This window comes from Neobacillus canaveralius (genome assembly GCF_047237705.1).
GTDB lineage: Bacteria > Bacillota > Bacilli > Bacillales > Cytobacillaceae > Neobacillus > Neobacillus niacini_K.
The window spans coordinates 1,053,801-1,067,723 of record NZ_JBDFLL010000001.1; the positions used below are offsets into that span (position 1 = coordinate 1,053,801).

Annotated in this window: 8 protein-coding genes; 7 read left to right on the plus strand and 1 reads right to left on the minus strand. The window is 36.8% G+C overall.

The window, feature by feature from the left end; translation table 11 throughout:
• Positions 1-19: 19 nt before the first annotated feature.
• A complete protein-coding gene (locus ABC255_RS05025; RefSeq protein ID WP_412991766.1) occupies positions 20-697 on the minus strand; it encodes a YesL family protein in 678 nt (225 codons plus the stop codon).
• Between the two features lie 268 nt (positions 698-965).
• Here ABC255_RS05025 and ABC255_RS05030 point away from each other — a divergent pair, with 268 nt between their 5' ends.
• The 7 genes from ABC255_RS05030 (at position 966) to ABC255_RS05060 (ending at position 13,845) form a co-directional block, all read left to right on the plus strand.
• Entirely contained in the window at positions 966-3,809 is a 2,844-nt protein-coding gene (locus ABC255_RS05030; RefSeq protein ID WP_412991767.1) for a glycoside hydrolase family 3 protein, read from the plus strand.
• A gap of 80 nt (positions 3,810-3,889) precedes the next feature.
• Positions 3,890-6,226 carry a glycoside hydrolase family 95 protein gene (locus tag ABC255_RS05035; protein WP_412991769.1) on the plus strand — a complete coding sequence of 779 codons (2,337 nt, stop codon included), beginning with the start codon at positions 3,890-3,892 and terminating at the stop codon, positions 6,224-6,226.
• Positions 6,227-6,266: 40 nt separating this feature from the next.
• Positions 6,267-8,297 (plus strand): beta-galactosidase, encoded by a 2,031-nt coding sequence (locus ABC255_RS05040; RefSeq protein ID WP_412991771.1) that lies wholly within the window; start codon positions 6,267-6,269, stop codon positions 8,295-8,297.
• 174 nt (positions 8,298-8,471) lie between these two features.
• Complete coding sequence (locus ABC255_RS05045; RefSeq protein ID WP_412991773.1) at positions 8,472-10,259, plus strand: cache domain-containing sensor histidine kinase; 1,788 nt, start codon at positions 8,472-8,474, stop codon at positions 10,257-10,259.
• A complete protein-coding gene (locus ABC255_RS05050; RefSeq protein WP_412991775.1) occupies positions 10,252-11,799 on the plus strand; it encodes a response regulator transcription factor in 1,548 nt (515 codons plus the stop codon). The genes ABC255_RS05045 and ABC255_RS05050 overlap by 8 nt, the downstream gene beginning before the upstream one ends.
• 153 nt (positions 11,800-11,952) lie before the next feature.
• Positions 11,953-12,918 carry an ABC transporter permease gene (locus ABC255_RS05055; protein WP_412991777.1) on the plus strand — a complete coding sequence of 322 codons (966 nt, stop codon included), beginning with the start codon at positions 11,953-11,955 and terminating at the stop codon, positions 12,916-12,918.
• Between the two features lie 45 nt (positions 12,919-12,963).
• Positions 12,964-13,845, plus strand: coding sequence for a carbohydrate ABC transporter permease (locus tag ABC255_RS05060; RefSeq protein WP_412998484.1), 882 nt, complete (start codon positions 12,964-12,966; stop codon positions 13,843-13,845).
• The last annotated feature ends 78 nt before the right edge of the window (positions 13,846-13,923 follow it).

Sequence of the window (13,923 nt, forward strand, 5' to 3'; positions counted from 1 at the left end):
GTCTAAAAGATAGAATATATTATGTCTGCACATTTAAAATAGTAGTAAACACTTTATGATAGCCATAAAAACCAAGTATGGCAATAATGGGGCCAGTAAAGAGAATGATCAGAAAGGGAAGATAGCTAATACTAACATAGAGAACAATGATGCAAATTACTACAATCCCGAAAGAGAATACCGGATTTGCGATGGTAATAATTAGAACGTTTTTTAAGCTCTGTGTAAGTTTTGATTCTGTATGTACTGTATCTGAAAAAAAGTACAAAGTATAAAGAAATAAGAAGGCTAAAATAAATAAAACAATGAAATTTACAAAAGATACATCCGATTTGATGTATAAGAAATCTACTATCCCCACTAACCATAGGAAGGATAGGATAAATCCGCCGAAGAGACTCCGTTTATAGTTCTCTTTATAGAACTTCCAGAAGGATTGAACAATTTTAATTTCCTCTTTCATGAACCACTTTCTAACAACTCCAAACATAGCCGTAGTGGCAGGAAATAACAAGAATGGTGAAAAGACTACAATCGTTAGTATGATCATAAGAATCTGACTTGTGTGTTCAACAAGGACAAGAAGCAAGCTTAAATAAGTTATGGGTAAGTTAAATACTAACCATGTTATGTTCAATGCAGCCAAATTCGTAATCCATTCAAAGACGGGCTGCATTCTCCCGAATACATTATTCAACGACTTCCACTCCTCTTCCATTCATCTTTTTTCAATAAAACATATAAATATAACTTTGTAAATCTATTATTTTAATTGTCTTAATGGTCAAATATCCTTATCAACTATTATCTCTAAATTACCATGGATAATTTCTATAATATTTGGGGTGTTTTAGGGTCGGGGAAAGATGCTAGAGTTAGGATAGCGATTACATTTATGTTTTTTTCTTTGTAACCGTTTCCTTTATGACACTAAATAACACTTATATAGAGAGGATGAGAAATAGATGGAAAAATTAGCAGACAAAAAGATAAACGAATTTCCCTTTCATAATCCCGATTTACCATTGGAAGCTAGACTAAATGATCTTCTTTCAAGATTAACATTTGTAGAAAAGGTTAATTTAATGTGTCAATACCAGCCCGCAATTGACCGACTTGGAATAAAGGCACATAAACAAGGAACGGAAGCAGCCCACGGTATGGCCTGGTTAGGGAAGGCGACCACTTTTCCACAGACCATAGGATTAGCTTGTACGTGGAACCAAGAATTACTGAAGGAAGTTGGGGATGTCATAAGTAGTGAGGCTAGGGCTTTTCATAAGAAAAATCCAGAAGTCAATGGATTAACATTATGGGCTCCAACTGTTGATATGGAAAGAGATCCAAGGTGGGGAAGAACAGAAGAGGCATATGGTGAGGATCCATATTTAACAGGAAAACTAACAGCCTCCTTGGTAAAAGGAATTCAGGGAGATCATCCATTTTTCTTCAAAGCTGTTGCGACGCTAAAACATTTTCTAGCTAACAACAATGAGATTCACCGTGGCAGCTGTTCAGCAAGTATTGATCCTAGAAATATGCACGAATATTATCTGAAAGCTTTTGAAATGCCTTTTAAAGAAGGCGGTGCCTACTCCATGATGACGGCATATAACTCCATTAATGGGACACCGGCCATTCTTCACCCTTATGTCAAAGAAATCGTAAAAGAAAAATGGGGAATGAACGGTTTCATAGTCAGTGATGCAGCAGATCTATTAGGTGTGGTAAGAGAGCATGGGTATTATGCTAATCATGCCCAATCGGTTGCTGATGCGATTAAAAATGGAATTGATAGTATGACAGATGATTTTGAGGAAACCACAAAGGCAATATTTGAAGCAGTGGAAAGAAATTTAATCAATGAAAATGACTTAGATTGTGCATTGAGAAATACATTCCGGGTCCGTTTTCGTCTGGGAGAATTTGACCCAGCTGAAAATAATCCATATTCAACGATTACTGAATCCATTATTTGTGATCCGAAACACGCTGAAATATCGAATCGTGCTGCAAAAGAATCGGTTGTTCTTTTAAAAAATGAAAATAGTACTTTACCTTTAAATAAGAATGCTCTTAATAAGGTATCGGTTATCGGCCCGTTAGGAGATATCGTTTTTCGAGATTGGTATTCAGGAGATTTTCCTTATTCCACTACCCCTTACGAAGGAATAAAAAACAAGTTGGAAGGAAAACAAGTAACATTCCATAGCGGAAATGATAAGATCATGTTAAAACAAGGAAATGATTTTGTTGCTTTAGGAGCAGAAGAAAACAGTCCGCTAATCATTACTAAGCAAGAAAAACATGAAGCAGCAGTGTTTGAGCTTTCGGATTGGGGATGGGGAAGCTATACAGCCCGTTCATTGGATAATGGTAAGTACGTAACCAGTGCTGACGATAAAAATATTGCGGCCTCTGCTGATGAAATCTATGGATGGTTTGTAAAAGAGGTTCTTCATTTTATTCCTGAAAATGAAAGCAAGCTTACGCTGTCAACTTGGAATAATCATGCTGTCGTTTTAGGTGAAAGCGGCAGATTGCAAGTTTCTGAGGATGTTGATAGCAGCCATTCTATTTTACTTGAAAAAGAAATCATTGAAAGTGGGCTGGAAGAAGCGGTTAAAGCAGCCAAAGAATCTGATGTGGCGATTGTATTTGTTGGGAATAATCCTGTTGTTAATGGCAAGGAAGAAATTGACCGGCCGGATATTACCTTAGCCCAAGCACAAGAACGCTTAATTAAAGAAGTATATAAAGTGAACCCTAATACAATTGTTGTTGTGGTTGGAAGCTATCCGTTTGCCATTAATTGGGTGGATGATAATATCCCAGCCATCCTTTACACCTCACATGGCGGTCAAGAATTAGGGAATGCCATAAGCGATGTATTATTTGGTGATTATAATCCAGCGGGGCGATTAAATATGACATGGTACCGCTCTGTCAGTCAATTACCCAATATTTTAGACTACGACATTATTAAGGGGAAGCGCACGTATCAGTACTTCGATGGAGATGTACTCTACCCATTTGGCCACGGAAAATCATATTCAAATTTTGAATATAGTAATCTTAGACTAAATGCTAGCGAAATAAAAGAGCACGAAGGAATAACCATCAGAGTTAACGTGAAAAATCAGGGTATCCTTGATGGTGATGAGGTCGTACAATTATACATCCGTTCACTAGATTCCCGATTCCAAAGGCCGCTTAAGCAGCTAATTGGTTTTAAAAGAGTTTCAATTAAAGCTGGAGAATCACAACAAGTACAATTTACCATAAATGCTAGTGAACTAAGTGTTTGGGATGTTACAAGGGATAAATATTGTGTGGAATCAGGACTATATGAGTTATTGGTTGGTAAATCATCCTCTGATATACAACTGCAGGAACGATTAAAGGTAAATGGTGAAACCATACCTTTACGAAATCTCTACGTGAATACCAGAGCAGAAAACTATGATGATTATAATAGGACTGTCATCAATGAGTGTAAAGAAGGCGGTCATTCCGTCCAGATGAAACCAGGATCTTGGATTATGTTTTCCGATGTAGATACTAGCAAAGGCTTACAATCGATTGAAGTTCGAGCTGCCAACAAATCAGAAAAAACCGAGATAGATATTTATCTAGGATCTCCTGGAGGAGAAAAGATTGGCCAGCTAGTGGTCCATAACACAGGAAGCAGTCAAAGCTGGCATACCGTAACAGGATCAGTTGCATTACCTGAAAATGCGGTAAATTTCAACATTTATTTTGTATGTAATGGTGAGATATTGATCAGTTATTTCCGTTTTATTGCTTAATTTAGAGCCTAGGACTATAAAGGTGAGAAGGTCAGGCAGGCAGTCATGCCTACTGGCCTTTTCAAATTAGAGGTGAAATAGTGGAAACTGCCAAAAGTAATGATTTGAAGTTATGGTATACATCTCATGCCTCGAAGTGGGAAGAAGCAGTGCCTATTGGAAATGGACGATTAGGAGCCATGGTCTTCGGAGGTGCAAAGTACGAAAGAATTCAAATGAATGAAGATACACTGTGGTCGGGGGAACCAGGAGCAAAGATAAATAAAAATGCCCTTCATACATTAGAGATGGCAAGAGAGCTTATTTTTAAAGGTGAGTATTTTGAGGCTGAACAGTTAATAGAAAAGAATATGGTTGGAGAAGATTGTGAAGCGTACCAGCCTCTAGGTGATTTGACTATTGAACATATTTGTGAAGGAGCTGTAACAAGGTTTCGGCGTGAATTAGACATACAGAGTGCTGTGGCCATGACCGAATATCAAATTAAGGGTTGTACGTATCGTAGAGAAACGTTTGTAAGTTACCCTGATCAGGTTCTTGCTATAAGGTTAAGAGCTGAAGGTCCCAGCACTCCTGCAATACACCTGAGAGTTCAGCTAGACTCTTTACACCCGTATGGAATTACAGAAACCCATAACAAGCTCATTCTGAAAGGAAAGAGCCCTATTTCCCTGAAAAATCCTGGTGAGATTTTATACGATGAGCATCGTGGTTTAAGCTTCCAAATCCATTTGCTCGCAGCTAAAGGGAACATATCATTGACAAATGGAAAAATGGATATTACCGGTGAGAATGAAGTTGTTTTGCTGCTAACTGCTAAAACAAATTTTACAGCCTTTAATGAAATGCCCAACCCGGATTTAAGCATAGTTGAAAGCCAATGCCAGAAGATTTTAACCACAGCTTCAGAAAGAGGTTTTGATGAATTAAAGCATCGTCATACTGACGATCATCAGTCTTTATTTAATCGTGTTTCCCTATTTCTCGGCGGTGAGGAACAACATGAAAAACTGCCCACAAACGAAAGACTGGAACGTTATAAAAGCAACCGGAATGATTCTTCACTGGAGGCATTGTATTTCCAGTACGGACGATATTTGTTGATTGCATGTTCTAGACCTGGTACTCAGGCAGCAAATCTGCAAGGAATATGGAATCCGTATATTCAACCACCGTGGAATAGTGACTATACGACCAATATAAATACGGAAATGAACTATTGGCCCGCAGAAGTTTGTAATTTAACTGAATGTCATGAGCCTCTTTTTACTATGATCGATGATTTATGTCTAACAGGAGAAAAAACAGCAAAAGAATTATATGGAGCAAGGGGCTTTGCTGTTCACCACAATGTTGATTTATGGCGGATGTCTACTCCGACATCTGGCCAAGCCTCATGGGCCTTTTGGCCAATGGCAGGGGCTTGGCTGACAAGTCATTTATGGGAACATTTTTTATTCACTAGTGATGAGAAGTTCCTTAAGGAAAAAGCCTACCCATTAATGAAAAGCGCTGCACAGTTTTGCTTAGATTGGTTAATAGAGGGACCAAACGGGTACTTAGTTACAAATCCGTCAACATCACCGGAAAATAAATTTCTTTCCCATAAGGGTAAGCCAACTGCTGTTTCCTATGCTTCAACTATGGATGTAACGTTGATCAGAGAGTTATTTCTAAATTGTCTAAATGCCTCTCAAGCATTAAGCATTCAAGATGATTCCACAAACGAACTCTCCCATGCGTTAGAAAAGCTGGTGCCATTCAAGATTAATTCTAATGGATGCTTGCAGGAATGGGTGGAGGATTTTCCTGAGCATGAACCTGGTCATAGACATGTATCACATTTATATGGGCTATACCCAGGTAACCAAATTAACCATATTGAGACCCCGCATTTAGTTGAGGCTGCACAAAAATCCTTAGCCTGCCGCATAGAGAACGGCGGCGGGCATACCGGCTGGAGTTGTGCTTGGCTAATAAATCTATTTGCACGTCTTCACGATGACAGAAATGCACATCTATATATACAAACATTATTAGCACGTTCCACACATCCGAACCTTTTCGATGATCATCCTCCCTTCCAGATTGACGGTAACTTCGGCGGGACTGCAGGAATCGCAGAGATGCTCGTCCAAAGCCATTTGGGGGAAATTGAGCTTTTACCCGCATTACCCGATGCGTGGAGTAGTGGTAAAGTTAGCGGCTTAAGAACAAGAGGTGGTTTTGAGGTAAAGATGGAGTGGGCTGAAGGCAAACTAAAAATAGCAGAAATAACATCAAGTAGTCAAAACCAGCTAAAAGTTTCATATAAGGGCAAAACAATAAGAATGGAAAAAGAAGATGGTACATTCGTATCAGCTAATGAGCTGACAGTAGAGAAAAATGAAACCATTAAAGTTATGGCACTGGAGTAATCACAGGTTTTATAAAAACTGCACATGAGGAGTGAAAGGTATGATAAGTACAAAAATCCCAAAAATGATTTATGGCGGAGACTACAACCCAGAACAGTATGACCGTGACACAATGAATGAAGATATTACGATGTTTAAAAAGGCTAACATTGATTTTGTTCGAGTAAATATATTTGCGTGGGCAACTTCTCAAAAGGACGAGGTTACCTATGACTTTACCTGGTTAGATGAAGTGATTGACACTTTATATGACAATGGGATCCAAGTTGGAATTGGAACAGGAACGGCAGCCCATCCCGCCTGGATGGCAAAGAAGTATCCTGATATCCTTAGGACTGAATTTGATGGGAAGAAAAGAAAGTTTGGCGGCAGACATAATTCATGTCCAAACAGTCTTACCTACCGAAAATATGCATCTCTATTTGTTGGAAAACTAGTTGCACACTATCAAGATCATCCGGCAGTACTGCTTTGGAATATATCTAACGAATGGGGCGGCGCCTGCTATTGCGAAAATTGTGAGAAGGAATTTCGAGTTTGGCTAAAAAAGAGATACCAATCATTAGATAACGTGAATAGAGCGTGGAATACTAGTTTTTGGGGCCATACGTTTTACGAATGGGACGAAATTGTAACACCCAATCTTTTAAGTGAGCACTTCGGAGAAAGGCAAACGATGTTTCAAGGGATATCGTTAGATTATGCCCGGTTTAATTCTGATAGTATGCTAGAATGCCATAAAATGGAGTATGAATTGATTAAAAAATCCATACCGGAAACAATTGTTACGACCAATATTATGGGCGCATATAAACCTTTAGATTATCAGAAATGGGCCCCTTATATGGATGTAATTGCTTGGGATAATTATCCGTCTATGAATACACCCGTAAGTTATACAGCTATGATGCATGATTTAATGCGAGGGTTGAAGAATGGCGAACCGTTTATGTTAATGGAACAAACACCAAGTCAGCAAAATTGGCAGCCATACAACTCTTTAAAGCGTCCTGGTGTGATGCGCCTATGGAGCTATCAGGCAGTTGCTCATGGGTCTGATTCCGTATTATTTTTCCAAATGAGACGTTCCAGAGGGGCATGTGAAAAATTTCATGGTGCTGTGATTGAACATGTTGGTCATGAAAACACGAGAGTTTTCCGTGAAGTTGCAGAACTTGGTGAAGAACTTATTCAGTTAAATGATAGGTTACTAGATTCGAGAGTTACCGCTAAAGCAGCGATTGTATTTGACTGGGATAATTGGTGGAGTGTTGAATATTCAAGTGGTCCGTCCATAGCATTGAAATATGTAGATGAAGTCCATAAATACTACAAAGCATTGTTTGATCAGAATATTCAAGTTGATATGGTAAGTGTAGAAGCAGATTTAACTCAATACGAAGTTGTCATCGCACCTGTTTTGTATATGGTAAAGCCAGGATATGCGAAAAAGATAGAGGAATTTGTTGAAAATGGCGGGACTTTTTTAACAACCTTCTTTAGTGGAATTGTAGATGAAAATGATCTTGTTACACTTGGAGGTTACCCTGGTGAACTGCGTAAGGTATTAGGAATATGGTCAGAAGAAATTGATGCACTTCCTCCAGAACATAGTAATAAGATTGTGACGGAGAAGGAATATGGCAATCTAAAGGGGACTTATACTTGTAATCTGTTATTTGACCTTATTCATTCTGAAGGTGCGGAGGTAATAGCAACGTATGGGGAAGATTTCTACCAGGGAAGACCAGTGGTAACAATGAATAAGTTTGGCAAAGGGCAAGCATGGTATATTGCATCAAGCCCTGATTCATCATTTTTGGCAGATTTAATGAATGGAATTGCTGAAGAAAAGGGAATTAAAAACGAAATTACAGCAAATAAACATGGAATAGAAATAACAAAACGAGCAAAGGGAGATAAAGTCTTTATTTTTGTATTAAATCATAATCATGATTCAGTACGTGTTGAGCTGCATGGTATAAGTGGTGTTAATCTATTAACTAAAAGGAATGTAGTAGAATCTATTGAACTAGGTTCATTTGATGCAGCTATTATTGAGCAAGAGTAAACGCTTAAAAATCGGAGGGGCTATATAATTATTAATAGCCTCTTTGTTAATAGAATTTTCTAAAAATCACCATAAATAAATTGCTAATCTTATAAACTACTATAGAATAAGAAATATCCATGAAAGGTTACTAATTAAAGCGCTTACGCGTTATTGTTTTGGTGGTGCAATTTTATGAGGAAAATTAAAAACTATTTTAATAATATGAAGCTCCAATCTAAGTTAGTATTTTCTTTTATCATAGCCGTTTTCATTCCTTTGCTCACGGTTGGTTCCTTTTTAACACATGAATTAAGATCGAATGCTCTTTCTGAGACAAAAGAACAAGTATCATCAGATTTAGAAAGAGTCAAAAAGCGAACGGCGGAGACATTAGAAAAGGCGATTTATGTATCAAATAATTTAACCTTAGATACTGAACTAAAGGAATTGGTTAATACACATTATCGTACCATTCATGAGGTTGTTTCAGCTTATAATAATTATCATAAATTTGACGAATATCTAAAAACCTATCAAGAAATTTCCAATATACGTGTTTATACAAAAAATGAAACGATGTTAAATAACTGGAGGTTTATGCCCGAAAACACCATTCATAATGATTTTTGGTATCGTTCAGCTAAAGAAGCTCATGGATTGATAGGGTGGTATTATATCCCAGATGAGACAAAAAAGAATCGAAAATTTTTAAGTTTAGTTCGTAATATTAATTACCATGATGATAAAACAAATGCTGTTCTTGTGATAGATGTTAACAATAAACATCTGTCAGATATGCTCAGCCAAGAACGAACGCCAGTTATGATTCTAGATGACAATGATTATATTGTAGTATCGAATCGGACAAAATTTATCGGAAAGAAGATTGATGAAGTTGTTAAGATTGATATCCCTCCTAGTGAATGGTCAGGTACATTTACTGGAAAGGTTGATGGAGAAAAATCTGAGGTACTCGTAGATATTTTATTACCAGAGATTAGTTCTAATAAGGTAAGGTTCGTTTCCGTCATACCTAAGAAGATTATTATGGCGGATGCGAACCGCTTTCTACTGTTGGGTTTTGTTGTAATCGCATTCAGTTTAATTATTGCTATTATGTTAATCTACTTCTTCTCAAAGCTTCTAGCAAACAGATTCCTAAAACTTGGTGAACAAATCGATACGATTTCAGAAGGGAATTTGACCGTTGATATCCATGTGGATGGGGAAGATGAGATAGGGTTATTATCAAATCAAGTAAATCATATGGTTCTAAATATAAAAGAGCTAATAGACCAAGTGGAGAAAGCACATATCAAAAACAACATATTAGAGAAGCGTCAACAGGAAATTAAACTAAAAATGATGGCAAGTCAAATAAACCCTCACTTCCTTTTCAATGCCCTAGAATCGATTAGAATGAAAGCTCATATGAAGGGTGAAAAGGAAATAGCAGGTGTGGTCAAGCTGCTCGGAAAATTAATGAGAAAAAGTATTTCTGTTACAGGAGAACTGATAACGCTGCAAAGTGAAATAGAATTAGTCAAGTGTTACCTTGACATTCAAAAATTCCGTTATGATGATCGTTTATCCTATTCATTAAATATTGATCCCTTATCAGAAAATAATTTAATACATCCGCTTATCATACAGCCTCTCGTAGAGAATGCAGTGCTTCACGGTTTAGAAGACCAATCACATGGGGGAAACGTAGAAATCACAACAAAGATGATGGGTGAGGAATTACATGTAATTGTTTCAGATAATGGCAAAGGTATCAGTGAAGATAAATTGGTATCCATCAACAAGGTACTAGAAAAAACAGAAGATAATAGAGGAAATAGAATTGGATTAGTAAATGTGCATCAAAGGCTTACACTTACATTTGGTGACCGAAGCGGTCTTTCCATTAAGAGCAATCCTAATAGTGGGACAAAGGTATCATTTGTCATACCAGTAAGGGGGAATAATCATGTATAACGTGTTAATAGTTGATGACGAGCCGATGATCCGAGAAGGTATGAAAACACTTATACCATGGGAAGAGTTTGGTTTCCAAGTAATCGATACAGCAAAAGATGGTAAAGAGGCTTTAGAGAAATATAGGGCAAATGAAATACACTTAATTATAGCCGATATACGGATGCCACGGATGAGCGGTATTGAACTGATCCAAACAATCAGAAAAGAGGATAATAAAGTACAGTTTATTATTTTGAGCGGGTATGCCGATTTTGAATATGCCCAGAAGGCTATCAGAGAAAATGTAGCTGGTTATTTATTAAAACCTGTTGAAGAAGAGGATTTAATGGGTTTTATTCAAAAGATTAAGGTGAATTTAGACAAGGAACAATCAGTTAATCAGGTAAGGACTGTCAGTTTACAGGAAGTCAGACACACTGTATTACAAACGCTTATTGATCGGAATGAAAAGGTGTCTATCGAAGAAATATATGGGGATATTTCGGAACTTGGATTGGATGGAAGGTTTTATCAATTGGCTATGATACAGCTGTTTCATAATACTAACTTAGAACTTGAGGATTTTAGACAGCAATTAGCTCAAGATCTAGAAGGGAATTGGGGTTATTTATTTATTAAAGATCGTAATCTGTGTATCTTACTAAAAAACATAAGACCAAGCCTAAAATCTTATAATGAGCTGTATGATAAAGTCAAAAGCTATCTTAAAAACTCGTCAATTGTTATGTGCTTAAGCGAAGTCTTTGATGAGATTAGCTCTTTAGGTTCAGAGTATAGTAGTACAAAGACTATACTTGATAATCAATTCTTTTATAAAGAGACAAAATTTCTTAGAAGTGACTCAGACCTTGTTTTTCAACCTAAAGAGGAATACCTGCAGGGTATGCCGTTAAATGAGTTTCCAGTGCATTCCTATGCGGAAAAGTTATATTTTGCCCTTGATGCGTTAAATGGAAAAGCAATGAAAGATGAAATAATCAATGCTGCTCAAATGATGATTAGTAACAATCATACAGAAGTGAAAATAAAAATTAATTATATACGCTTATTATCTCTAGTTTTTAGTAAATGTTCCGTAAATAAGCCAGAGCTTGGCGAGACATTATCCGATGTAAATGCAGAACTGCACAAAATAAATAGTAAAACTACTATCCAGTCACTACTAGAGTTTATTTATAGTTTATTAAATAAAGTAATTACTAGTCTAAATGTTGGGAATCATGAAGACCAACTAAAAAAACTGGTGGATTTCATCCATCGTAACTATCAAGAAAATCTAAAGCTTGAAAGTCTAGCTAGGGTATTCGATTACAATAGTGCATACTTGGGTAAGATTTTTAAAAACCATACCGGGGAATATTTTAATACGTATCTAGATATGGTTAGAATGGAAAATGCAAAGAAATTATTATCGGGTGGTATGAAGGTATATCAAGTAGCTGAAAAGGTAGGGTACTCTAATGTAGATTATTTCCATAATAAATTTAAAAAATATATTGGAATGTCCCCGAGTAACTTTAGAAAGGAAAAGCTGTAACGTACACGTTTCTATCGGTGTACGTTCTTTTTTTATGAATTCCTTGGCCGCCTTATATCAAAATTTTATATGATTTTTGTTTCAATTTGTTAGGTATTATGACCATTATGAATGCGTTATCATTGGTATATAAGTAAGAAGGAGGTCTAATGGGTGAAAGCGGTTACTAGCAAAGAGAAATCAATGACTATTATTCAAAAACCGAAGAAAAAGAGCTTCTGGAAAACATTTGTACAGCAAAAATATTTATATTTAATGTCTGTCCCTTTTGTCCTTTTAGTTATTGTTTTTAATTATTTTCCTTTGTGGGGCTGGTCAATGGCATTTCAAAATTATAAGCCAGCTCTATCTCTTTTCCAGCAAGAATGGGTTGGGTTCGAACATTTTATAGAACTGTTTTCAGACGAACGGTTTTATCGGGCACTTAGAAATACACTTGGTATGAGCCTTCTTGGATTAACGGTAGGTTTTGTAATGCCGATTATCTTTGCGGTCCTGTTAAATGAAGTCCGGTTGTCCGTATTTAAACGAACAGTCCAGACCATTACTTATTTGCCTCACTTCGTATCTTGGGTGGTTGTTGCGGGCATCGTAACCAAAATGCTCTCTACGGATGGCGGAGTAATTAATGAAATGTTAGTAAGCCTAGGTATTCTTGATAAACCTGTCCAATTTATGGCAGAAGGTACGTATTTTTGGGAAATTGTTGTAGCTTCTGATATTTGGAAAGAGATGGGATGGAATGCAATTATTTTCCTTGCTGCAATCTCAGGAATTGACTCTCAGCTATATGAGTCAGCAAAGGTAGACGGTGCAGGCCGATTGAGACAAATATGGCACGTAACGCTTCCAGGTATTAGGCCAACGATACTCGTTTTATTAATTCTTAATATCGGCCATTTGACAAGTATTGGGTTTGAGAAACAAATGCTGTTAGGGAATAACTTAGTCGTTGATTATGCAGAAGTACTAGATTTGTATGCATTGAATTATGGAATCGGGTTAGGTCGATTCTCATATGGGACTGCGATTGGAATATTTAACTCTGTAATCAGTATTATTCTATTATTTGTGGCTAATGGAATTTTCAAGAAATACTCAAACTCCAGTGTAATGTAAGGAGGAACAAAATTGAGAAGACATAATACACTTAGCAAAACAGTAATGAAAGATCGTTTGTTTGATAGTTTTATATATATCTATTTGCTCTTTATTTCGGTAATAACTCTATATCCTTTTTTAAACGTATTAGCCATTTCTCTGAATGAGTCACTAGATACTGTTCGAGGCGGGATTCATATATGGCCAAGATCGTTTACATTAGACAATTATAAAGAAATATTCCAATACGATAACTTGATTACAGGATTTATAAACTCAGCTTCTCGTACTATTATTGGCACAATCCTTGGAGTGCTTTCTTCTGCTATGGTTGCATACACACTAAGCCGTGCAGACTTTCAAGGGAGGAAATGGTTCTCAACTATCATTGTTCTGACGATGTATTTCTCAGGCGGGCTGATTCCGGGTTACATGTTAATTAGAGATTTAGGATTAATTAATAGTTATTGGGTTTACATTATCCCTGGTATTGTAAATGCATTTAATATTATCATCGTTCGTTCCTTTATTGATGGACTTCCCTATGCTTTGCAGGAATCAGCAAAGATTGATGGGGCAAATGACTTTACAATCTTCTGGAAAATTATCATGCCATTGTGTAAGCCTGTTTTAGCTACGGTTGCATTATTCGTTGCTGTTGGGCATTGGAACTCCTGGTTTGATACTTATTTATACAATAGCATGAATGAAAATCTAACTACCTTGCAATATGAATTAATGAAAATCTTACAAAATACGTCAATGGGAAGTACGGATCCTAATTCGATGAAAGGGATGACGGCAGATCAATTAAAAACATTTGTTTCTCCTGAATCAATAAAAATGGCCATTTCCATTGTTACTATTGTTCCGATCTTAGTCATCTATCCTTTTGTTCAAAAGTATTTTGTTCAAGGAATGACGATTGGCGCAGTAAAAAGTTAGGGTGACATACAGGATAACTTGTTACTAAAACTTAGCTGCAGGGGGTGATTGGAGAAAGGAAGGTAAGAGTATAGGTGA

What these genes read in the sequence shown, in the direction of transcription:
- ABC255_RS05050 (WP_412991775.1), top strand. Translation starts at nt 10,252, where the DNA reads ATGTATAACGTGTTAATAGTTGATGACGAGCCGATGATCCGAGAAGGT.
- ABC255_RS05045 (WP_412991773.1), top strand. Translation starts at nt 8,472, where the DNA reads ATGAGGAAAATTAAAAACTATTTTAATAATATGAAGCTCCAATCTAAG.
- ABC255_RS05030 (WP_412991767.1), top strand. Translation starts at nt 966, where the DNA reads ATGGAAAAATTAGCAGACAAAAAGATAAACGAATTTCCCTTTCATAAT.
- ABC255_RS05060 (WP_412998484.1), top strand. Translation starts at nt 12,964, where the DNA reads ATGAAAGATCGTTTGTTTGATAGTTTTATATATATCTATTTGCTCTTT.
- ABC255_RS05040 (WP_412991771.1), top strand. Translation starts at nt 6,267, where the DNA reads ATGATAAGTACAAAAATCCCAAAAATGATTTATGGCGGAGACTACAAC.